We start from the raw sequence: 22,439 nt of genomic DNA on the forward strand, positions 1-22,439 counted from the left end.
CGCGGGCCCGCCGGGGCTGGTCGCGCAGTTCCCCGCGCCCCTTCCGGGGGCGCCTGTCTAGCCTGCGACGAAGAGGTCCAGGGCCTTTACGACCAGTGCGTGGTCCTCCAGCTGGGGGAGGCCGGAGACCACCACCGCTCCGATGACTCCCGCGCCCTCGACGGCCAGCGGGAACGCGCCGCCGTGCGCCGCGTACGTGTCCGGGTCGAGCCTGGACGAGTCCTCGAACGTCGTGCCCTTCGCCCGAAAACGGGTTCCGACCAGCAGCGACGAGCAGGCATAGCGCTCGACGACGCGGCGCTTGCGGGCGATCCAGGCGTCGTTGTCCTGGGTCGAGCCCGGCAGCGCCGCGTGGAAGAGCTGCTGGCCGCCGCGCGTGATGTCGATCGTCACCGGCGCCTTGCGCTCCCTGGCCAGCTCGACGAGCAGCGAGCCCAGCTCCCAGGCGTCGTCGTAAGTGAACTTCGGCAGGACCAGACGGCGCTCCTGCTCCTCGATCTCCTCGGCCGTCGGCGCGCTCACAGCGTCACCGTCACACCGTCGCGGGCCGAGCGGCGCGCCGCCTCCAGGACGTCGAGCGCGGACGCTGCCTGCTCGGCGGTGACCGGGTTCTCGCCGCTGCCGCGCAGGGCGGCGGCGACGGCCGCGTAGTACGCGGGGTAGGCGCCGGGGAGCGTCTCGACGGGGCGTCCGCCGCCGGTCAGCGGGGATTCACCGGAACCGATCCGGCCCCACATCGACTCGGGCTCCACACCCCAGGGCTCGCCGGCCGCCGGGATCGTGCCCTCGCGCAGCACCGCCTCCTGCGGGTCGAGGCCGTACTTCACATAGCCGGCCAGCGAGCCGAGGACGCGGAAGCGCGGGCCGAGCTGGGCCGCGGTCGCGGAGACGTACAGGTGGGAGCGGACGCCGTTCGCGTGCGTGATCGCGATGAACGTGTCGTCGTCGGCCGCCGCGCCCGCGCGCCGCACGTCGGACTCCGCGTAGACCGAGACGGCCGGGCCGAACAGGACCAGGGCCTGGTCGACGACGTGGCTGCCGAGATCGTAGAGGAGACCTCCGATCTCTTCCGGGTCGCCGGACTCGCGCCAGCCGCCCTTGGGCTGCGGCCGCCAGCGCTCGAAGCGCGACTCGAAGCGCCAGACGTCGCCGAGCTCGCCGTCCGCGATCAGGCTCCGCAGCGTCAGGAAGTCGTTGTCCCAGCGGCGGTTCTGGAAGACCGAGAGGAGCAGGCCGCGCTCCTCGGCAAGCGCCGCCAGCTCGCGCGCCTCGGCCGCGGTGCCGGCGATCGGCTTGTCGACGACGACCGGGAGGCCCGCCTTGAGGGCGGCCGTCGCGATCGGTACGTGCGTCTTGTTCGGGGAGGCGATGACGATCAGGTCGAGCTCGTCGGCCAGGGGCCACAGCTCGTCGGGCGTGGCCACGAAGCGGATGCCGTCACCGAAGGAGGCGCGGGCCTGCGCCTGCCGTTCCGCGTTCGAGGTGACGACCGTGTCGAGTACGAGGCCGTCGGTCGCGGCGATCAGCGGGGCGTGGAAGACGGAGCCCGCCAGGCCGTAGCCGACGAGACCGACGCGGAGGGGGGAGCCGGTGGCCCCAGCCGTACCTGATGTCATGCCTTCAGTCATGCATCCACTTAAGCAACGGTGTTGCCAAAGTGCAAGCGGAAGGGACAATGGGGGAGTGAACAGGGCTAACTCCGGGGTCAATCTGGCGGTGCTGCGAGGCCATAACGCCGCACTCGTACTCGATCTGCTGCGCACGGCGGGCGACGAGGGCATCAGCAGGCTCGAACTGGCCGAGCGCACGGGCCTCACCCCGCAGGGCGTCAGCAAGATCACGGCGCGACTCCGGGAACAGGGCCTGGTGACGGACACCGGCCGCCGCGCCTCGACGGGCGGCAAGCCGCGCACCGTCCTGCGTCTCGTGCCGGACGCGGGGCACGCGGTCGGGCTCCACCTGGACCGCGACGAACTGACGGCGGTCCTGGTCGACCTCGCGGGCACGGTCGTCGCCGAACGCCGCTCCCCGCTCGCCTTCGGCGCGGGCGGCGACGCGGTGGTGGAGGCGGCGGCGAGCGAGGTGGAGGCGCTGCTCGCGGACGCGGACGGTGGGGACGCGGATGCCGGAGAGCCGGACCGCCGCGACGTACGGGACCCCGACGTACGGGACCCCGACGCACAGGAGCCCGACGCGCAGGACCCCGTACATCCAGAACCCCCCACCTCCCGAGTCCTCGGCGTGGGCGTTGCGCTGCCCGGGCCCCTCGACCACTCCTCCGGCGTGCTGCACCGCGTCACCGGGTTCCCCGAGTGGGACGGGTTCCCGCTGCGGGACGCGCTCGCGGAGCGGCTCGGGCTTCCCGTGGTCGTGGACAAGGACACCAACGCGGCCGCGCTCGGCCTCGCGCTCGCCGGGTCCGGCGACGCGTTCGCGTACCTCCACCTCGGTACGGGGCTCGGCGCCGGACTCGTCCTGGGTGGCGCGCCGTATCGCGGGCCGCACACGGGAGCGGGTGAATTCGGCCACCAGGTGATCCAGCTGGACGGTCCGCTCTGCAGCTGCGGCAACCGCGGCTGCATCGAGGCTCTCTGCCTCGCGGCGGTCGCCGCCGGATCCTTCGACGAGGCCGCGCGCGTGCTCGGCGAGGGCGCGGCGAACATGGTCGGCCTCCTCGACATCGACCTCGTCCTGCTCGGCGGGCGCACGGTCGCAGCCGCCGAGGAGCGCTTCGTCGGAGGGGTGCGGGCGGTGCTCGGCGAGCGGGCACGGCGCGGCGGCACGGTCGAGGTCCCGGTCCTGCGCGCGCCCGGCGCCGCGACGGCGGTCGTCGAGGGCGCCGCCCAACTGGTCCTCGCACCCCTGTTCGGCCGGGCGCACGGTCACTTCCCGGCCAACCGGAATGACAGAAATCTGAGCTGATCGAGCGGAATCGCTCGTGCATCGGGCCGTACGGGGCCCTGCTGGTCCGGCACGGGGCGCGTCGCGCGTGACACGGTCGCGGCGGCAGTACCCTTCCCGCCCGCGATCACAAAGGCTCCTCATGCGACCGCGTATCCCGCTCGCCGTCACTGCCGTGGCCCTGACCTCCGTGGTGACCGGCGGCCCCGCCCTCGCGGCCGACCCGGTCCCGGCCGGGTCCGCCCCGCTCGAGCCCACCTGTGTCACCCAGTACCCCGCCGACTTCCCGATCAGCACCCGGATCCGCGGCGGCCCCACGACGTACCACCCCGGCGGCGGCTTCCACACCTGGTCCCTCGACCTCACGAACAAGACCGATGCCGAGTGCGCCCGCATCCACCCCGTCCTCGTACTCATCGACAAGAAGCGGACGCTGGCGACGCGGCAGATCCAGCTGGAGTTCTCCGACGGCAAGCGCCACCACCCCGTGCACTTCGAGCGGACCGAGTGGGACGAGAACGTCGGCGTCTTCGACGACGGCTTCCCCGGCTTCCGGGTGGGCCCGGGCAAGACCGTCACCGTCCGGGCCCGGCTCACGTTCACCTCCGACGCCGAGCCGAACAGCGTCGTCGCCAACGCGGCCGTCGTGCAGCGCCGGGACGACGACGGCGACTGGGTGGGGGAGTCGGGCGACTACCGGTTCACACTCACCGACGACGAGGAGGGCGAGCGGTCCGGAAGGCGCCCCGGCGAGCAGCGCGACGAACCTGACACCGGAGATGACGGCGTGCTCGAGCCCGGCCGCGACAGCGGCACCGCGAGCGCCCGTGCCACCGACGAGACCGGCCCTACCCACGGCCCTACCCACGGACCCACCACCGGCCCCACCCGCGGACCCACCACCGGCCCCACCCGCGGACCTAGCACCGGCCCCACGGCCGGCAGCGACCCAGGCGCCGACACCAGCACCGACGCAGACACGGGCGCAGACGCAGACACGGGCGCGGACGCAGGCATCGGGGCCGACCCCGGCGGCCTCCCCCTCACGCCCGACGAGCTCGCGCGGACCGGGCCGCGTTCCCTGCGCGGACTCGTCCTCGTGTCCGGCGCCCTGCTCGTCGGCGGCGCGGCCCTCGTGGCGGGCTCCCGGCGGCTGCGCACCGACCGCCGGTGAGGGCGGATTCCGGCCACGCCGTCCGCCGCGCGCACCGCACTCCGGGACCGCCCCCGACACCCCGTTAACAAATGTCTGCGAACATCCCTGGGTGGATTACCCGAACGACCAGGCACCTGGCGCACCCGTACGCGCCGGCATCCCCGAGCACGGCCGCATTCCGAAGTACTACGCGGTCAAGGCCCATGTCTCCGCCCTCCTCGACGAGTTGGGCGAGGGTGAGCCGCTGCCCACCGAACGGGACCTGGCCCTGCGTTTCGAGGTGGCGCGCGAGACCGTGCGCCAGGCGCTGCGCGAGCTGCTGCTCGAAGGGCGCCTGCGCCGCCAGGGCCGGGCGACGGTCGTGGCCGGGCCCAAGCTGGAGCAGCCACTGTCGATGGCCAGCTACACCGAGGGCGTGCGCCGCCAGGGCCGCCGCCCGGGACGTACGCTCATCGGCCTCGACCGCTTCCCGTGCCCGCCCGCCCTCGCCGACGAGATCGAGGTCGAGCGGGGCGAGCCGGTGTGGCACATGGAGCGTGTGCTGCTCGCCGACGACGAGCGCGTCGGCCTGGAGAGCACCTACGTCGCCGTGGCGCGGATGCCGCGCCTGGACGTCGACTTCGACCCGGACTCGTCCTTCTACTCGTATGTGCACGAGCGGCTCGGGATCGAGTTCGGGTCCGCCGACGAGCGCATCGAGACCGTGCTGGCCACCCCGCGCGAGGCCCTCCTGATCGGCACGCCGCCCGCGCTGCCGATGCTTCTCATTCACCGGGTGTCGTCCGACACGAGCGGCCGGCCCACGGAAAGGGTGCGGACGCTTTACCGGGGGGACCGGTTCTCGTTCACCACGCGTTTGGGCAACTGATCGCCGGGGGGTGGCAGTTGACCCAGTTCGGTAACGGGAATGTAACGGGTCTAGGCCAACCTTGGGTGGCCGTTCACCGTCCCGTTGCCGTGCGGACCGGCACGGGTCATCCGCCCCAAGGAGCGTGGCCGCCGTGAGAGAGAAGACCGACCCCATACCCGCCGTGTGCTTTGGAGCTGAGAGCTGATGGCCAGCGGCATCCGCTTCGACAAGGTGTCCGTCGCCTACGGCTCGAACACCGTCCTCCACTCCCTCGACCTGACGGTCGAGCCCGGCGAGGTCATGGCGCTGCTCGGCCCGTCGGGCTCCGGCAAGACGACGGCCCTGCGCGCCGTCGCCGGATTCGTGCGGCCCGCGTCGGGCCGCGTCCTGATCGGCGACCGCGACGTCACGGACCTGCCGCCCCACCGGCGCGGCATCGGCATGGTCGTCCAGCAGTACGCCCTGTTCCCGCACCTGCGCGTGGAGGACAACGTCGCCTTCGGCCTGAAGGCCCAGAAGGTCGCCAAGGCCGAGATCCCCGCCCGGGTCACCGAGGCCCTCGAGATGACCGGCATGGCGTCCTACGCGAAGCGCTACCCGCGCGAGCTGTCCGGCGGACAGCAGCAGCGGGTGGCCATCGCACGGGCCCTCGCCATCCGGCCCGGGGTGCTCCTGCTCGACGAGCCGCTGTCCGCGCTCGACGCGCAGCTGCGCTCCGGCATGCTGGCCGAACTGGCCCGCCTGCACCGCGAACTGCCCGACGTGTCGATCCTCTACGTCACCCACGACCAGGTCGAGGCACTCACCCTCGCCGACCGGATCGCGGTCATGGACAAGGCGCGGCTCCAGGACTGCGGGACCCCGCAGGAGCTGTACCGCAGGCCCCGCACCGAGTTCACCGCGTCCTTCGTGGGCAACGCCAACCTCCTTCCCGTACAGGTGGGTTCGGGTTCGGTGTCCTTCGCCGGCGCCCAGCTGAAGGTGCCCACAGGCGACGTCGCCTCCGGGGTGTCCGCCACCCTGTGCGTGCGCCCCCACCTCGTCGGACTCGGCGACGGGCCCAACGCCCTCACCGGCTCCGTGTCCGAGGTCCAGTGGCGCGGCTCCACCCACCGCCTGTACGTCGACGTGGACGGGCACCGGCTCAAGGCCGACCTGCGCGAACTGCGCACCCCGCCCGCGCTCGGCGACGAGGTCACCGTGCACTTCGCACCCGAGGACGCGGTGCTGCTCTCGGCCGGGGTGAGCAAGGATGGCTAGCGCCACGCTGAGCACGCCGGTGAGCAAGGCCACGAAGCCCCGCAAGGGAACGCCGAAGTGGGTGTGGGCGCTGCCGCCCGTCGCCGTACTCGCCCTCGTGTTCCTCTACCCGCTCGCCCTCGTCGTGCAGCAGTCCGTGCAGCCCGACACCGGCGGCACCTCCCTCGAGCCGTACGCCGACGTCTTCGCGTCGTCCGCGTTCCGGGAGGCACTCGGCACGACGGTGTGGCTGGCGGTCGGGGCGACCGTCGGATGCCTCGTGCTCGGGTTCGCGCTCGCGCTCGTCATCGCGTTCGTCCCGTTCCCCGGCGGGAAGGCCGTCGCCAAGTTCATCGACGTGTTCCTCTCCTTCCCGTCCTTCCTCATCACCCTCGCGCTGCTCTTCGTCTACGGCTCCGTGGGCATGGCCAACGGACTGTGGACGGACGTCACGGGCGCCGCCTCCGGGCCCTTCCAGTTCCTCACCACCCCGTGGGGCGTGCTCCTCGCCGAGATCACGTACTTCACACCGTTCGTGATGCGGCCCCTGCTCGCCGCGTTCTCGCAGATCGAGACCGCGCAGCTGGAGGTGGCGTCCTCCCTGGGCGCGAAGCCCGCCCGCATCGTGCGGCAGGTCATCCTGCCCGAGGCGCTGCCCGCGCTCGCCGCCGGCGGCAGCCTCGTCCTGGTCATGTGCCTCAACGAGTTCGGCATCGTGCTCTTCACCGGCGCCAAGGGCGTCACCACGCTCCCGATGCTCGTGTACAGCAAGGCGATCCTCGAGTCCGACTACCCGGGCGCGTGCGTGGTCGCCGTCGTCAACGTCCTGATCTCCGTGGGCCTCTACGGCCTCTACCGGGTGGTGAGCCGCCGTGCTGGTGCATAGCCGTAAGGGCAAGTGGGCCACCTGGGTCCTCTTCTTCGCCCTCTTCCTGCCTCTGTTCGCGCTGCCGCTGCTCGTCATCGTCGCCGCGTCGTTCGCCACGAACTGGTCGAGCGCCCTTCCGACCGGATTCACCGGTGGCCACTACCAGGCCGCCACCAGCGGCGCGTCCCTCCAGGCGCTGACCACCAGCCTGGTCACCGCCGTCAGCGCCAGCCTCCTCGCCCTCCTGATCGGCACCTGGGCCGCGCTCGCGGCCGCCGCGCTCAAGAAGGGCGGCCGCAGGGTGCTGGACGCCCTGTTCATGCTGCCGGTCGCCGTACCGTCCGTCGTGGTCGGCCTCGCCGTGCTCGTCGCGTTCTCCAAGCCGCCGATGGTGCTCAACGGCACCCGCTGGATCGTCATCCTGGCGCACACGATTCTTGTCACGGCGTTCGCCTATCAGTCGGTTTCGGCCGCGATCGTACGACTTGACCCCGCGTACGAACAGGCCGCAGCGTCACTCGGCGCCCGCCCCTCGTACGTCCTGTGGAAGGTCAAGCTGCCCCTCCTGCTGCCGTCGCTGAACGCGGCCGCGGGACTCTGCTTCGCCCTGTCCATGGGCGAGCTGAGCGCCACGATGATGCTCTACCCGCCGGACTGGATGCCGCTGCCCGTGCAGATCTACGCGATCACCGACCGCGGCTCCCTGTTCACCGGATCGGCGATCTCCGTGATCCTCATGGCGACGACGCTGCTCGTCCTGCTGCTCGTCTCGCGGATCCGCACCAAAGCCTCTTACCGCTGACCCCCGACACCCACATCGCTGCAAGGAGTTCACCTCGCCATGCGCAGAAACATGCTCAAGCCGATCGCCGCCGTCACCGGAAGCCTCGCCCTCGCCGCCACCCTCTCCGCCTGCGGCGGCAACTCCGCCGCCTCCGACGAGAAGTCCGTCACCGTGTACAGCGCGGACGGCCTCAAGGGCGAGAACGGCGACGGCTGGTACGACCAGGTCTTCAAGGACTTCACGAAGAAGACCGGCATCAAGGTCGAGTACGTCGAGGGCGGCTCCGGCGAGATGGTGCAGCGCGCCGCCCGCGAGAAGTCGAACACCCAGGCCGACGTCATCGTGACGCTCCCGCCGTTCATCCAGCAGGCCGACGGCAAGGGCCTCCTGGCGAAGTACACACCCCAGGGCGCCGACCAGGTCGACGGGGCCGACAAGGCCGCCGACGGCACCTGGACCTCCGTCGTCAACAACTACTTCGGCTTCGTCTACAACAAGAAGGACCTGAAGACGGCGCCCACCACGTGGGACGAACTGCTCGACGGCAAGTACAAGAACAAGCTCCAGTACTCCACGCCCGGCGTCGCCGGCGACGGCACCGCCGTGGTCGTCAAGGCCATGCACGACTTCGGCGGCAAGAAGCCCGCCATGGACTACCTGAAGAAGCTCCAGGCCAACAACGTCGGCCCGTCCGCCTCCACCGGCAAGCTCGCCCCCAAGGTCGACAAGGGCGAACTCCTCGTCGCCAACGGCGATGTGCAGATGAGCTTCGCGCAGTCCAAGACCATGCCGAACCTCGGCCTGTGGTTCCCGAAGAAGGCCGGCGGCAAGCCGACCTCGTTCGCCCTGCCCTACGCCGGCGGCCTCGTGAAGAACGCCCCGCACAGCGAGAACGGCAAGAAGCTCCTCGACTTCATGCTGTCCACCAAGGCGCAGCAGCAGGTCAGCTCCATCGGCGGCGGCTTCTCCGCGCGCAAGGACGTCAAGGCCACCGACGAGAACGCCATCGCCCTCTCCAAGGTGATGGACGGCGTCGAGATCTTCGAGCCCGACTGGAACGACATCGACAAGAACCTCCAGACGTACGTGGAGGACTGGAAGTCGGCGACCGGCAGCTGACCTGCCGCCGCTCACGCAAGGCTCGACGGGGCCAAGATCAGCATGTCCTGATTAGGCTGGGGGCCGTCGGCACAGAGTGGTCCCGGCGCCCCAGCTATTTCTTGACCCCAGTGTTTTCTTGTATGGCAGGAGACCGGCACATGGCAGAGCGCAAGCCCATCGATTCGTGGCTCACCGACATGGACGGTGTGCTCATCCACGAGGGCGTGCCGATCCCCGGCGCCGATGCCTTCGTCAAGAAGCTCCGCGAGTCGGGCAAGCCCTTCCTGGTGCTGACGAACAACTCGATCTACACCGCCCGCGACCTCCAGGCCCGGCTGACCCGCATGGGCCTGGAGGTGCCGGTCGAGAACATCTGGACGTCGGCGCTGGCCACCGCCAAGTTCCTCGACGACCAGCGCCCCGGCGGCACGGCGTACGTCATCGGCGAGGCCGGCCTGACGACGGCGCTGCACGACATCGGGTACGTCCTCACCGACCACGACCCGGACTACGTGGTTCTCGGCGAAACGCGCACCTATTCGTTCGAGGCCATGACGAAGGCCGTCCGCCTGATCAACAACGGCGCCCGCTTCATCTGCACCAACCCGGACGAGACCGGCCCCTCCACCGAGGGCCCGCTGCCCGCCACCGGCGCCGTCGCCGCGCTGATCACCAAGGCGACCGGCAAGCAGCCCTACTTCGCGGGCAAGCCGAACCCGCTGATGATGCGCACCGGCCTGAACGCGATCGGGGCGCACTCGGAGAGCAGCGCCATGATCGGCGACCGCATGGACACCGACGTCCTCGCGGGCCTCGAGGCCGGGATGAAGACCTTCCTCGTCCTGACCGGGCTGACCGGCAGGGCCGACATCGACCGTTATCCCTTCCGGCCTTCCGAGGTCGTCAATTCCATCGCTGACCTGGTCGAACTCGTCTGATCCCGCTCCCGGGGCGGCCTTCTCCGGCGGCCCCGGGATGCGGATCGGGCCTGCGCGCGTGACCCTTCCAATACAGGAGGTTCACAATGCGTAGAGAGATGTTCGCTCTCCGTGCCATAGGGGCGGCGGCCGTTCTGGTGACACTGCCCGTCGCCGCCGCCCACGCGGAGGGCGGGGAATCCGACGGATCCACAGGTTCCATAACCGTCACCCCGTACGCCCCCGCCCCGGGGACCCAGGTCGACCTCAGGGTCTCCGGTTGCAAGGATTCCAGGGGCAAGGTCTACTCGGACGCCTTCGAGACGCCCGGCGACCTCGCCCGGTCCGCCGACCAGCCCACCCTGACGACGCAGGCCCGCATCCGCTCGTCAGCGACGCCCGGGGTCTACGAGGTCAAAGTGACCTGCGACGGCGCCGACGACAAGGTCAGGGGCAGCGTCCAGGTCCTGCAGCCGGGCCGGCCCACGCCGACCCCCACCGCGGCCGTGCACGCGGGCGGCGGCGGGACCGCGCAGGTCGCCGCGGCCCACACCACCGAGATCGCCGGTGTGCGCGGGGAGGGCCCCGGCACCCGGCACGCGGTGATCGGCCTGGTGCTCGCGGCGGTCGCGGCTGTGGCCGTGGCCTTCCGCAGCGTCCGCCGGCGTCGCTCCGACTGAGCGGGGGCCGATCATGGCTGACGGCGAACGACCTCATGGCAACGGGCGGCTCGTGACCGGAGTGGCCTGGGCCGTACTGCTGCTCGGCCTGTGGGTGTGGGGCCGCGAAGTCACCGACTTCCACGGCCTGTCCGCGCCCACGACCGGCGACGCGGCCGCAGTGGGACGGCCGCTCGGCATCGAACTGCCGCCCGCGCACAAGCCGATGTCGATGTCCGGCGCGAAGCCGCAGAGCATCGACGTCTCCGCACTGAAGATCGAGGCGCCGGTGACGGTCAGCGGCCTCGACGGGGCCGGCGCGATAGACCCGCCGCCCTTCTCGGAGGCAGGTGTCGTCGGCTGGTACGGCGGCGGCGCGAAGCCGGGCGAGCGCGGCACGGCCCTGCTCGTCGGGCACGTCGACACGGACACCCGGCCCGCCGTCTTCTACCACCTCAGCTCGGCCAAGCCGGGCGACAAGGTGCGGGTAGGGCGGGACGACGGCTCCGTCGCCGAGTTCACCGTCGACGACGTGCAGGTCTTCAGCCGCGCGCGGTTCGACGCGAAGAAGGCGTACGGGCAGCGGCAGTCCGACCGGGCCGAGCTGCGACTGATCACGTGCGGCGGCTCCTTCGACCGGGCGTCGCACACCTACACCGCCAACGTGGTCGTGTCCGCGTACCTCACCGGAGTGACCAACGCGCCCGCGTCCGTGAGCTGACAGGGGCAACGACGCCGGCAACACCGACAGCGCGGACAACCTGGCCCGGCCGGCGACCCGCTCCCCCCGGGGAGCCGCCTGGCCGGGCTGGTCCTCGACCGCGCGCGCTCGGGCCTGCGGGAGTAACCCGGCGTCGGCGCGGGAGGTCGGGAGAGAGACCTGCCCTCTCGGAGAGGTGGTGCCGGCGAGGGCTCGGGCCGCTCACGACGACTGTAGAGCGGATGGGCGACGTGGCCTAGAGGCTGTTCGACGCCAAGTCCGGATGTGCTCGCTCACCTGGTGAACACCGAACACGGGGGCTGTAACAGGTAGTTGACGAACCCTGTCCGCCCTCGTGGTCGCGGCGGCCCGTATGCCAGGATTGAGAGTCGTACAGGGCACCCAAGGGGGAGTGGATGTACCGCAAGGACGCAGGCCGCGTACGCGGTGTCGGCGCCTGGGGGGTGAGGGCGGGAGCGGCGGCCGTGGGGGCGGCGCTGCTGGTGTCCGGTTGTTCCTCCGGGGACGGCAAGGACAAGAACGGCTCACCGTCACCCGTGAAACAGCAGCCGAAGGGGTCCGACCCGTACTGGGTCAACCCGGACGGCAGCGCAGCCAAGCAGGTCGCCGCCTACGAGAGGTCCGGCAAGAACGACGACGCCGAGCAGATCCGGAAGATAGCCGAGCAGCCGAGCGGCGAGTGGATCCTCCCGGAGAACGCGGAGGACCAGGCCCGGGGCTACACCGAGGCGGCCGACAAGGCCGACCGGGACGCCCTGCTCGTGCTCTACAACATCCCGCACCGCGACTGCGGCCAGTTCTCCAAGGGCGGCGCGGCCGACGGGAACCAGTACCGGGCGTTCATCGACAGTGTCGCCAAGGGCATCGGCGACCGGCACGCGACGGTGATCCTGGAGCCGGACGCCGTGCAGCACATGGTGGACAACTGCACGCCGGAGGAGTTCCACGAGGAGCGCTACGACCTCCTCAAGGGCGCTGTCGGCAAGCTCAAGTCGCTGCAGAACACGACGGTTTACCTCGACGCGGGGAACGCCGGCTGGGGCAAGCCGGACCAGATCTTCCAGCCGCTCCAGTGGTCCGGCATCGACCAGGCCGACGGCTTCTCGGTCAACGTGTCGAACTTCTACACCACCGAGGACTCCGTGAAGTACGGCAAGGAGCTCTCGGCGAAGGTCGGCAACAAGCCGTTCGTCATCGACACCAGCCGCAACGGGAACGGGCCCTACACGGGCGGCGATCCGGACCAGCGCTGGTGCAACCCGCCCGGCCGTGCGCTGGGCGAGGAGCCCGGCACCAAGACCGGCGACCCCCTGGTCAAGGCGTACCTGTGGGTCAAGCGGCCCGGCGAGTCGGACGGCGGCTGCAAGGGCGGTCCGAAGGCGGGCGCCTGGTGGCCGGAGTACGCGATCGGTCTCGCCAAGGCCAGTAAGTAGGGCCGGCGGCAGGGAAAGCAGCAAGGGGGTGCGGGGCTTCGGCCCCGCACCCCCTTACGTACGTTCCCCTACGGCACGTGCACCCACTGCGCCTTGCTGGGCGTGCCCTGATCGTCCGTCACGAACAGCATGTACCAGCCCGACTCGACCAGGCTGCGGTCATTCGGGACGGTCACCGTGACGCTGTCCTTCGACTTCTTCAGGTCGAGGGCGATCGACGTCTGGTCGACGTCCGTGACGTGCGTGGACGCGCTCGGCCTGATCAGCCGGGCCGTCCTGATCGCCGTCGCGTGGTCCGACCCGTACGTCGCCGTGCCGCCGCGCGCGACGGTCTTCGTGCCGCCGCTGAGCGTCGGCCGCGAGTCCTGGTAGAGATACGGCGGCGTGTAGATCTCGATGCGCTGCTCGAAGACGCCGGGCTTGGTGTTCGCCTTGTCGGCGTAGAGCGAGTCCGAGCCGAAGAACATCACGCGGCCGTCGGGCAGCAGGATCGAGCCCGAGTGGTAGTTGCGGCCGACGAGCGGGTCGGCGACGCGCTTGAACGTGTTGGTCTTCACGTCGTACAGCCGCGCCTGGTGGATGTTCGAGTCGCCTCGGCCGCGGTAGTCCTCCGAGCCGCCGGACACCAGGACCGTGTCGTCGGGGAGCGTGGAGGACTGCGGATAGCGCGTGCCCTTCTCCAGCTCGGGGCCGTCGACGAACTTCGGGTCCCTGGCCTTCAGGTCGACGATCCGCGTCCTGCGGCTCGACTCCTTGGACTCGCCGACCCCGCCACCGCCGACCACCATGTAGCGCTGGTCCTGTGCCGGCGGCAGCTCGACCGTGCCGGCGGTCTCCATCAGCTTCGGGTCGCTCAGCCCGGGGATCTTCCGGAACTTGTTGGTCTCGAGGTCCCAGATACCGGGCGTGCGGCCGACGTTGTCGGGCCCGTAGCCCGCGTTGGCTCCCGAGTAGAAGATCTTCCCGTTCTCCATCTGGAAGAGGGCCGGGTAGGTCGGGAACTGGCGGATCCCCTTGGTGTACGTCCACTTCTTGGTCTTCGGGTCGTACGTCTCGTTCTTGCCGGGGACGAGCTGGCCGATGTCGTCGAGCCCGGAGACCGAGAGGACCTTGCCGTCCGAGAGCGTGGTCAGCGTCGGGTACCAGCGCGCCTCGTTCATCGGGTCGACCTTGATGTACTTCTCGGCGACCGGGTCGAACTCGTAGCTGTCCCTGATCCCCTGGAAGTCCTTCTTGTCGAGGGCGAGCTTCTGCGCGATGCCGTAGACGTTGCGTGCGTCGGCGCCCTTGAGGCCCTGCACGCGGTAGTTGTCCTGCGTGCCCGTCTCGTACTTCGTACCGCTCTTCTGCGCCTCGACGTAGACCCGGCGGATACCTGGGTCGTTGCGCAGGAACTTGCCCGTATTGGGGTCGAAGACCTTCTTCGCCCGCTCGATGGTGATGTTCTCGCTGGTGACGAAGGTCTTGCCGTTCTCCTTGCCGGTGAACCTGGACCCCTTGGGGATCGTCTTCGGCTCGTCCGGGTCCTCGTTGTGGACGATCATCAGGCCGCCGGCCTTGGTGACGTCGCCCTTCAGCTTCTCGTAGCTCTTGGTGCCGCCCGCGATGAGCAGATTGCCGTTGGCCAGCTGGGTGTGGCCCGTGCAGAACAGGTCGGTGGGCGTGGGGATCTTCTTGATCGTCCCCTTCACCGGGTCCCACAGCCGGGTGTCGAACTTCTTCGCGTCGAAGTTGTCCTGGTTGTTCCCGGAGCCGGCCACGAGCAGGATCTTGCCGGTGTGCAGCAGGGCGGCGTGGATGGTGTTCTGCCGGTACTCCTTGGGGAACTCGACGATGTCCCACTTGCCGTTCTCGGCCTTGTACTCGGGTTTGTTGATCTTGTAGTCGTGGTACTTGGCCGACCCGAACCGGTAGAGCCACGGCCCGTTCATCCCGGCAAGCGCTAGCACCACCACCGAGCCGATGGCTATGCGTCGGGCACGGCGGCGGCTGGCACCGTCTTTCACTTGTTACGTCCCCCCAGGGAGATCTGCATGGTCTGGTCGTTGCCCCCGTCTGCGGCCCATGCGGGCTTCTGCTGCGGCACGCTGTGCGGCTGCGGATGTGGCGGCCCGGACGTCTCGGCGGCGGGCGGCTTCGGCTTCTTCCTGTCCTGGCGCAGCATGTACCGCCAGGCGAACATCGGCAGCGCCGTGATCAGCAGGGCGAAGCAGGCCCAAGTGATCATCGCCGGGTGCGAGTGCCCGTACACGAAGCCGGCGGCGATCGACCCGGCGAAGACGAGGATGAAGTACCAGTGGTAGCGGAAGGTGCCGAACCACCGGTCGGGGCTGGCCGAGTCGCCCTTGGGCGTGACGACGAACTTGCTCTTGCGGCGCAGCACCGCGTCGAACAGGGCCTTCGCGTACAGCGGCGCGGACAGCGCGGACATCACCATGCCGGCCACACCGCCGGAGCCCTCGGGCTCGTGCGGCGAGACGTTGTGCCGGCGGTTCCAGATGTAGAGGCCGATCTGCAGCGCCGATGCGTTGCCGTACAGCATCAGCCAGATGGTCGGGTCGATGTTCACGCCGGACGCGCCGAGACCGAGGAACAGGGCGCAACTCAGCGCCGCCAGAATCCAGTTCATGGCGGACATCGGGTAGAAGATGATCATCATCGTGTAGTTGAAGAGCTTGCTCGGCGGGAGCGAGAAGAAGCCCTTCCAGTACTGCTTGAGGATGGTCTCGTACGTGCCACGCGACCAGCGCATCTGCTGCGTGAAGAAGTCCGTCCAGGCGCTCGGGCCCTCACCCACGGCGAGCACGTCCGGCGTGTACACGGACCGCCACTTCCTGCCGGTGGCAGGGTTCTTGGCGCGGTGGATCTCGAAACCGGTCGCCATGTCCTCGGTGATCGAGTCGTACAGACCGCCGATCTGCTTGAGGGTCTTGATACGGACCGCGTTCGACGTGCCGACGAACATCGGGGCGCCGTAGGCGTTGCCCGCGCGCTGGATCAGAGCGTGGAAGAGGAACTGCTGCGACTCGGCGGCCTTGGTGACGAAGTTGTCGTAGTTGCCGTACACCTGGGGGCCGATGACGAAGCCGACGTCCGGGTCGCGGAAGAAACCGAGCATCCGCTCCAGGTAGTTGGGCAGCGGCACATGGTCGGTGTCGACGGAGGCGAAGTAGTCGTAGTCGTCGCCGTGCGCGTCCAGCCAGGCGTTGTAGTTGCCGTGCTTGGTCTTGGCGCGGTGCGGGCCCTTGGCCTGGTTCCACCGCGCGACGCCCTTGCGGGAGAAGTGGTGCACGCCGAGGCGCTCGCAGACCGCCTTCACCTCGGGGTCGTCGCCCTCGTCGAGGAGCCAGATGTGCAGCAGGCCCCGGTGGCGCAGCTTGACCGCCGCCTCCAGGGTCTTCGTGACCATCTCGATCGGCTCCTTGCCGGGCACGAACGAGGTCAGGAACGCGACTCTCGTGCCGGTCTCGGGCACCACCGGGATCGGGTCACGGGCGACGAGCGTGGCGTGCGCGTTCGACAGCACGTTCATGCAGCGGAAGAACTCGATCAGGCCGATCGACACCAGCATCACGACGTCGAGCGCGGGCAGGAAGTCGTACGCCGGGTAGTCCCGCTGCGTCCAGTGCTCGGGCTGGAGCAGCCAGAAGAGGAGCACGAGGGAGAGCAGCGGCGCGGCGCCCAGCATCAGCGCGGCCCGCAGCCGGTGCGGCTCCTGCGAGAGCAGCGAGCGGTACTGCACCTTGTACGGCTTGCCGGGTTCGGGCTGGGTCAGCGGGCCCGCGAGCCGGCTGTAGTGCTCGTAGTCGTAGCGCGGCAGGGCCTTCTTGATGCGCCGGAAGCCGCCGGTGCGATGCGGCGGCACGCGTAGCTGGGTGGTCTGGGACGGATCGAAGTTCTGCCGGGCGCCCGTCGGCGTCGACGTCATGAGTCATTCCCCCCGCACGCAAGTCACTGCGTGGTCGTCGGTCATCCGTCCGGTTCGGTCCCCCTCGACCTTGCCGGACGTGTCAGTGGCAGGCCACCATCCCCCGTCTAAGACTGAGACGACGGCCTTCCGGTTGCATGATGCCCCCCTCGGCATCGCTTCATGAACGGGGCCCCCACCCCTGAATCGAGCGCAACCGGCGCTGGCCGAGTGCCGGCCCCAACTGCCGTGTACCGCCTGCCTCATCGGAGCCAATTGCTCCAGGACAGGGTTCTACGCACCTCATCATGATCGCAAGGGCGATACGAAGCGAAACAAGCTGTTTACCGGTCATACGCGCGATTTGGTGCGTCTGTTGGGGCGGATGGGGCGCGCCGGCGTCACCCACGGGGCGCGCGCCGGGGGCTCAGGTGTTGCGCATCGGGCGCGCGCCGGAGCGTTCGCCGGGGGTGCTTGCGGGGGTGCCTGCCAGGGTGCTCGCCGAGGTGGTGAGGTGTTGCTCGCGGGGCGCTCGCCGCGGGCCTCCGCCGGGGTGCTCAGGTGCTGCTCGCGGGGCGCTCGCCGCGCGTGTCCGCCGGGGTGCTCAGCCGGGCGCGGATGTCGCCGAAGTGCTCCCTTATGGCGCGCTCCGCCCGCAGCGGGTCGCCGGAGCGCACCGCGTCGACGATCTCGCGGTGCTGGAGTCCGGTGACCTTCGGGTCGTGCGGGATGGCGACGAGGTCGGTGCGCACGCGGTGGAAGGCGTCCCAGAACGCCTCCATGACCTCGCCGAGCAGCGGGTTCCCGAGGCCGCGGTAGAGCGTTGCGTGGAAGGCACGGTCGGTGCCCGGGCTCACGGCGCCGTCGGCTGCGGCCTCGGTGTCCATGCGGTCGACGAGGGCGTCCAGTTCGGCGAGGTCGGCGTCGGGGACGCGTCCGGCGAGGCGGGCGATGAGGCCGGTCTCGACGGCCTCGCGCAGTTCGAGGAGTTGGAGCAGGCTGTCCTCGCCGCGGTAGTGCCCGGCGACGGTGCGGAAGGTGAGCCCCTCGATCATGGGGGCCATGGACATCGGCCCGACGTATGTGCCGAAGCCGTGCCGGATCTCCACGATGCCCATCGCCTGGAGAGCCTTGAGCGCCTCGCGCACGGAGTTCCGGCTGACGCCGAGGAGCTCCATCAACTCGGGCTCGGTGGGCAGGGAGGCACCGGAGGGAAGCCGCCGGTCGATGATGAGCTTTTTGATCCGCTCCTGGAGGTCGCGCGCCATGGCCCCACGTTATCGGCAGGAACGGCGTCCGTACGCCCCCCGAACAGCAGAAAGACTCCCGCTTACGCGGAGGGCCCGGCAATGGCGGATGCCCCTCGCTCTCGCGAGGGCATTCGCTGTGTCTGTGCGCCGCCAGGGACTCGAACCCCGGACCCGCTGATGCTGGGTCTTCCCGGGGGACGACCCCCGGACCCCCAGCCGCCTTCGCTGGGTCGGGGCGGGCCGGTAAATGGCGAATGCCCCCCACTCGCGTGGAGGGCATTCGCTGTGTCTGTGCGCCGCCAGGGACTCGAACCCCGGACCCGCTGATTAAGAGTCAGCTGCTCTAACCAACTGAGCTAGCGGCGCCTGCTGACCTGGAGAACTCTACCTGAATCCCTGGGGTGCTCCGGACCACCACGCCTGTCCGTATCACCCTATTTGTTAGGTAAATGCATCATTTGGACCGTCAACATGCGATATCACCGGAGAGTTGAGAGGCTTCCGTTTGTACTGATAGTTGGACATTTCATTCTGGAGTGTGAGGGGAATCGCATGGAAGCTCCGGTGTTCGAGGAATTCGATCCTGCGAGCGACTGTGACTGCCCGGGGTGCCTTCGCTGGCGGCATGCCGCCGGGAGCTCCCCGTCGTCGCTGGCGATCGGGCTCGGTGGCCACCCCGCCGCCCACGGCGCCCGGCGCGCCCTCGTCCTCGCCGCCGCGGCCGGCACGGTCATCGGCGGCGCGCACACGGTGCCCGCCGTCGCGTCCGCCCACGGACCGGCCAGGCCGGGGCTGCCGTCCTCGGACGAGCCCCCGACCCCGCAGGGCGGTACGGGCCCGCTGCACGGACCGGCGGGCAGCCCGGCCACGCATCCGGGCCAGGTGACCGGACTGCCGGCCACGACCCGCGCGGCGATCATCAACCGGGCCAAGCTCTGGATCGCCGCCAAGGTGCCGTACAGCATGGTCAAGTTCTGGAGTGACGGCTACCGGCAGGACTGCTCCGGCTTCGTCTCCATGGTGTGGAAGCTCGGCAGCAACGAATGGACCGGGAGTCTCAACAAATTCGGGACGCGCATCACGCGCGAGCAGCTCCAGCCCGGCGACATGCTGCTCTTCCACAATCCGGCGGACCCTCAGAAGGGCTCGCACGTCGTCATCTTCGGCGGCTGGACCGACTACACGCACACCTACTACGTCGCGTACGAGCAGACGCCGCCCCGCACCCGCAAGCAGTCCACGCCCTATGCCTACTGGAGCAACTCGTCCCTCTATGTGCCCTATCGCTACAAGGGGCTGAAGCAGGAGGAGATGGCGGTCGGCGGTTCGGCGTCGACGGAGTTCCCGGGCGTCAAGTCGTTCGGTCCCGGGGCGGACAGCGCGAACGTCACGCGGCTCGGGAAGATGCTCGTCGACCGGGGCGGCAGCCGTTTCTACACGACCGGGCCCGGACCGCGCTGGGGTGAGGCCGACCGGCTCGCCACGCAGGCGTTCCAGCGCGCGCAGGGCTGGACCGGCGCGGAGGCCGACGGCCTGCCCGGCCCCAAGACCTGGGCCTATCTCGTCGGTGGCAAGGGCAAGGACATCCGGCCCACCACCGGCGCCGCCGGCCACGGCTCCGCCGTGTCCAAGGTGCCTGCCTATCCCGGGCGCGGCATGTTCCGGCCGGGCGCGAGCAGCCCATACGTCACCCAGCTCGGCAGGCAACTCGTGAAGAAGGGGTTCGGCAAGAACTACACGAAGGGCCCGGGGCCCCGCTGGGGCGAGGGCGACCGGCGGAGCGTCGAGGCGTTCCAGCGGTCCCAGGGCTGGCGCGGCGGTGCGGCCGACGGCTACCCGGGGCCCGAGACCTGGCGACGGCTCTTCTCGTGATCGCCCACCGGCCGGCCGCCGGCGGGGCGTGAGGCCCCGCCGGCCGCACGCGGCCCCGGGGGTGCGCGGCGACTCGCCTCGCCGCACCCCCCGAACCCTCCGGCCCCGCCGGCCCGGAGGCCATCGCGGATGTACGGATCCAGCACGGAGGCAAGGATGAGTACGACGACGGAGCGGCCGGAGGGGCCCGAGCTGCCCTCGGAGGCCGGCGGCGGCGATGCGCGTGACGGTCACGGGGTGCCCGAGGGCTTTTGCGCCGCGGGTTTCGACGAGCCGGGAACCGAGACGTCCGGTGGCCATCCCGCCCGGCTGATCCACAGCGAGTCCACCACGGAGATCCCGGTCCATCTGCTCTACCGGGACGGGTCCGACTCCGTCTCGGTGCCGCTGCCGCCGGCCACTGTCGCGCGCAGGCAGAGCAGCGGCGAGGAGCCGCGTGTACCGCGCCGGATGCCGCCGCGGCCGCCCTCGCGCCCGGAGCCGGTCGTCGACCCGGAGCTCGTCGAGCGCCCCGGGCGCACGCTGCCCGGGGCCCTCGGAGTCCTCGGCGGCCTCGTCGGCGTGGCGGGCGGTGCCGCGTCGTTGTGGTGGGGCGGGGTGCTGCCGCACATCACGGCGCTGCACGCTCCCGCGGGCGCGCAGTTCGGGGCCGTCCAGTGGGCGGCGGTCGCGGGCTTCACGCTCGCCCTGTTCGGGTTCGGCGGTCTCGCGCGTGGCCAGACCGGCACGGCGGGGGTGCTCACCCTCTTCGGCCGCTACCGCGGAACCGTCCGCCGCACCGGCCTGATGTGGGTGAACCCCCTGCTCCTGCACCGCCGTACCGACGTACGCCTGCGGCACTGGCGCAGTGAGGCGATGCCCGCGGTCGACGCGAACGGGGTCGCCCTGCGCGTCGTCGTCCTCGTCGTGTGGCGCATCAAGGACACCGCGCGCGCCGCGCTCGCCGTCGAGAACCACCAGGAGTATCTGCGCGAGTGCGTGGAGGCGGCGATGGCGAGGGTGCTCTCGCAGTTCCCTGTCGATGCTCCCCCAACTAACGCTGGGGGGACCCCCATCCACCAGGACGCCCCGACCCTGCGCAACGCCGAGGCCGTCGGCGACGCGCTCACCCGGCAGCTCGCGGCCGATGCGGCGCCCGTCGGCATCGAGGTGTTCTCGGCGCAGCCGACCAGGATCGAGTACGCGCCCGAGGTCGCCGCCGCGATGCAGCGCCACCGGATCGCGGCGCTCGACGCGCAGCACCGCGACAGCGTGCTCACGTCCGTGGTCGACTCCGTCGAGGACACGGTGTCGCGGCTGACGACGCGCGGTCTGGTCGAGCTGGACGACTACGAACGCAAGGCGCTGGTCAAGGATCTGACGGTGGCCTTCTACACCGGCCGGGGCGGCGACGGGTCGTAGAGTCCCCGCCCATGGGGATCTCGAGACTGACGGCCGAAGCCTGGAAGCTCACCGCGTCGGGCCCGCGTGTCCTGCTGGGGATCGCCGGCCCGCCCGGCGCCGGGAAGTCCACGCTCGCCCGGGCCCTCGTGGCGCGGATCGGCGAGCAGGCCGCGTATCTGCCGCTCGACGGATTCCATCTGGCCAACGCCCAGTTGGAGCGCCTCGGGCTGACCGACCGCAAGGGCTCCGAGCCGAGCTTCGACGTGCGGGGGTACGTGGCGCTGCTGCGCCGGGTCCTCGACGACACCGCCGCGGACATCTACGTACCGGATTACGACCGCACGCTGCACGAGCCCGTCGCGGCGCGGCACGTGGTGTCGCCGGCGGCGCGGCTCGTCGTGACCGAAGGGAACTATCTGGCGTGCGACCTGCCGGGCTGGCGCGAGGCGCGGGAGCTGATGGCGCGGTGCTGGTATGTCGAGGCTTCGCCAAAGGTGCGTCAAGTTCGGCTTGTGGAGCGGCAGTTGGCGGGCGGCCGGGACGCGGAGGGGGCTCGCGCGTGGGTGGCCGGAAATGACACGCCGAACGGGGAGCTGGTCGAGACCTCCCGGGGGAGATGCGACAGGATCCTCTCCACTATTGGTATGGACATGTTCAACTCCCGGCAATAATCTGGGGTCTGGTCTAGACCTGATCTAGCGCTGTGCGCACGGCTCACCGGAACTCCCCCACGTTCTCCAGGAGCGGCAGCATGCGAAAGAAGATGTACGCGGCCCTGCTCGGCCTCACCACCGCCGGGGCCTTCGTGCTCTCGTCGGGCGGCGCGAGCAGCCACGGCTACACCGACCTCCCCATCAGCCGGCAGAAACTCTGCGCCGACGGCACCGTCACCGGATGCGGCAACATCCAGTGGGAGCCGCAGAGCGTCGAGGGCCCCAAGGGCTTCCCGGCCGCCGGCCCCGCCGACGGGACGATCTGCTCCGCCAACCACGGAGAGTTCGGCGCCCTCAACGGCGCGAAGGCACCCAACGGCACCGCCTGGCCGACGACCAAGGTCACCGCGGGGGCAAGTCAGACCTTCCGCTGGCAGTTCACCGCGCGGCACTCCACCACGGACTTCCGCTACTACATCACCAAGAACGGCTGGGACGACAGCAAGCCGCTGACCAGGGCCGGCCTGGACACCGCGCCGTTCCTGACCGTGCCGTTCAGCGGGCAGCCCCCGGCCACGCTCTCGCACACCGGCACCCTGCCCTCCGGCAGGAGCGGCCACCACGTGATCCTCGCGGTGTGGACGATCGCGGACACGGCCAACGCGTTCTACGCGTGCTCGGACGTTCAGTTCTGAGCCTGTCTTGAGGCTCCCGGGGCCTTCGCGCGGGTACGTTCCGTGCACGC

General features: G+C 70.3%; 20 protein-coding genes and 1 tRNA gene. 15 read left to right on the forward strand and 6 right to left on the reverse strand.

Translation table 11 applies throughout. The features are described from left to right. Positions 1 to 57 precede the first annotated feature (57 nt). Together CG723_RS15710 and CG723_RS15715 are read right to left on the reverse strand one after the other, a co-directional pair. The gene (locus CG723_RS15710; protein ID WP_100594025.1) at positions 58 to 522 is read right to left on the reverse strand and encodes a heme-degrading domain-containing protein; all 465 of its coding nucleotides are present in this window, start codon (positions 520 to 522) and stop codon (positions 58 to 60) included. Beyond that, a complete protein-coding gene (locus CG723_RS15715; protein WP_100594026.1) occupies positions 519 to 1,616 on the reverse strand; it encodes a Gfo/Idh/MocA family oxidoreductase in 1,098 nt (365 codons plus the stop codon). The genes CG723_RS15710 and CG723_RS15715 overlap by 4 nt, the downstream gene beginning before the upstream one ends. Before the next feature lie 67 nt (positions 1,617 to 1,683). Between CG723_RS15715 and CG723_RS15720 the strand changes: the two genes are divergently transcribed. The 11 genes from CG723_RS15720 to CG723_RS15770 all read left to right on the forward strand — a co-directional run bounded on the left by CG723_RS15720 (position 1,684) and on the right by CG723_RS15770 (position 12,629). Continuing rightward, entirely contained in the window at positions 1,684 to 2,922 is a 1,239-nt protein-coding gene (locus CG723_RS15720) for an ROK family transcriptional regulator (protein ID WP_234374331.1), read from the forward strand. Between the two features lie 121 nt (positions 2,923 to 3,043). Continuing rightward, the gene (locus CG723_RS15725; protein ID WP_100594028.1) at positions 3,044 to 4,075 is read left to right on the forward strand and encodes a hypothetical protein; all 1,032 of its coding nucleotides are present in this window, start codon (positions 3,044 to 3,046) and stop codon (positions 4,073 to 4,075) included. 91 nt (positions 4,076 to 4,166) lie between these two features. Next, on the forward strand, positions 4,167 to 4,925 hold the full coding sequence (locus tag CG723_RS15730) for a GntR family transcriptional regulator (RefSeq protein WP_100594029.1): 759 nt from the start codon (positions 4,167 to 4,169) through the stop codon (positions 4,923 to 4,925). A 186-nt stretch (positions 4,926 to 5,111) separates the two neighbouring features. After that, positions 5,112 to 6,167, forward strand: a complete 1,056-nt coding sequence (locus CG723_RS15735; RefSeq protein WP_100594030.1) for an ABC transporter ATP-binding protein — start codon at positions 5,112 to 5,114, stop codon at positions 6,165 to 6,167. Beyond that, a complete protein-coding gene (locus CG723_RS15740; protein WP_100594031.1) occupies positions 6,160 to 7,032 on the forward strand; it encodes a 2-aminoethylphosphonate ABC transporter permease subunit in 873 nt (290 codons plus the stop codon). Before CG723_RS15735 ends, CG723_RS15740 begins: the two co-directional genes overlap by 8 nt. Beyond that, positions 7,019 to 7,816 (forward strand): ABC transporter permease, encoded by a 798-nt coding sequence (locus CG723_RS15745; protein WP_100594032.1) that lies wholly within the window; start codon positions 7,019 to 7,021, stop codon positions 7,814 to 7,816. Before CG723_RS15740 ends, CG723_RS15745 begins: the two co-directional genes overlap by 14 nt. Before the next feature lie 39 nt (positions 7,817 to 7,855). Next, a complete protein-coding gene (locus CG723_RS15750) occupies positions 7,856 to 8,917 on the forward strand; it encodes a 2-aminoethylphosphonate ABC transporter substrate-binding protein (RefSeq protein ID WP_100594033.1) in 1,062 nt (353 codons plus the stop codon). 140 nt (positions 8,918 to 9,057) lie between these two features. Then, on the forward strand, positions 9,058 to 9,837 hold the full coding sequence (locus tag CG723_RS15755; RefSeq protein ID WP_100594034.1) for an HAD-IIA family hydrolase: 780 nt from the start codon (positions 9,058 to 9,060) through the stop codon (positions 9,835 to 9,837). 98 nt (positions 9,838 to 9,935) lie between these two features. Beyond that, positions 9,936 to 10,496, forward strand: a complete 561-nt coding sequence (locus tag CG723_RS15760) for a hypothetical protein (protein WP_100594035.1) — start codon at positions 9,936 to 9,938, stop codon at positions 10,494 to 10,496. A gap of 13 nt (positions 10,497 to 10,509) precedes the next feature. Next, positions 10,510 to 11,196 (forward strand): class F sortase, encoded by a 687-nt coding sequence (locus CG723_RS15765; protein ID WP_100594036.1) that lies wholly within the window; start codon positions 10,510 to 10,512, stop codon positions 11,194 to 11,196. 395 nt (positions 11,197 to 11,591) lie between these two features. Continuing rightward, on the forward strand, positions 11,592 to 12,629 hold the full coding sequence (locus CG723_RS15770) for a glycoside hydrolase family 6 protein (protein ID WP_100594037.1): 1,038 nt from the start codon (positions 11,592 to 11,594) through the stop codon (positions 12,627 to 12,629). Between the two features lie 68 nt (positions 12,630 to 12,697). Here the strand turns inward: CG723_RS15770 and CG723_RS15775 are convergent, their stop codons facing one another. The 4 genes from CG723_RS15775 to CG723_RS15790 all read right to left on the reverse strand — a co-directional run bounded on the left by CG723_RS15775 (position 12,698) and on the right by CG723_RS15790 (position 18,152). Then, positions 12,698 to 14,635, reverse strand: a complete 1,938-nt coding sequence (locus tag CG723_RS15775) for a kelch motif-containing protein (RefSeq protein ID WP_100594038.1) — start codon at positions 14,633 to 14,635, stop codon at positions 12,698 to 12,700. Continuing rightward, a complete protein-coding gene (locus CG723_RS15780) occupies positions 14,632 to 16,557 on the reverse strand; it encodes a glycosyltransferase family 2 protein (protein ID WP_100594039.1) in 1,926 nt (641 codons plus the stop codon). The genes CG723_RS15775 and CG723_RS15780 overlap by 4 nt, the downstream gene beginning before the upstream one ends. Before the next feature lie 536 nt (positions 16,558 to 17,093). Next, entirely contained in the window at positions 17,094 to 17,804 is a 711-nt protein-coding gene (locus CG723_RS15785; RefSeq protein ID WP_100594040.1) for a FadR/GntR family transcriptional regulator, read from the reverse strand. A gap of 274 nt (positions 17,805 to 18,078) precedes the next feature. Further along, positions 18,079 to 18,152 (reverse strand) — tRNA-Lys (locus CG723_RS15790). 186 nt (positions 18,153 to 18,338) lie between these two features. Here CG723_RS15790 and CG723_RS15795 point away from each other — a divergent pair. The 4 genes from CG723_RS15795 (at position 18,339) to CG723_RS15810 (ending at position 22,389) form a co-directional block, all read left to right on the forward strand. After that, positions 18,339 to 19,658, forward strand: coding sequence for a peptidoglycan-binding protein (locus CG723_RS15795; protein WP_100594041.1), 1,320 nt, complete (start codon positions 18,339 to 18,341; stop codon positions 19,656 to 19,658). 156 nt (positions 19,659 to 19,814) lie between these two features. After that, positions 19,815 to 21,059, forward strand: a complete 1,245-nt coding sequence (locus CG723_RS15800) for an SPFH domain-containing protein (protein WP_100594042.1) — start codon at positions 19,815 to 19,817, stop codon at positions 21,057 to 21,059. Between the two features lie 11 nt (positions 21,060 to 21,070). Next, positions 21,071 to 21,712, forward strand: a complete 642-nt coding sequence (locus CG723_RS15805) for a nucleoside/nucleotide kinase family protein (RefSeq protein ID WP_100594043.1) — start codon at positions 21,071 to 21,073, stop codon at positions 21,710 to 21,712. Between the two features lie 80 nt (positions 21,713 to 21,792). Beyond that, positions 21,793 to 22,389, forward strand: coding sequence for a lytic polysaccharide monooxygenase auxiliary activity family 9 protein (locus tag CG723_RS15810; RefSeq protein ID WP_100594044.1), 597 nt, complete (start codon positions 21,793 to 21,795; stop codon positions 22,387 to 22,389). Positions 22,390 to 22,439: the final 50 nt, after the last annotated feature.

The organism is Streptomyces sp. CB01635 (genome assembly GCF_002803065.1).
Lineage (GTDB): Bacteria > Actinomycetota > Actinomycetes > Streptomycetales > Streptomycetaceae > Streptomyces.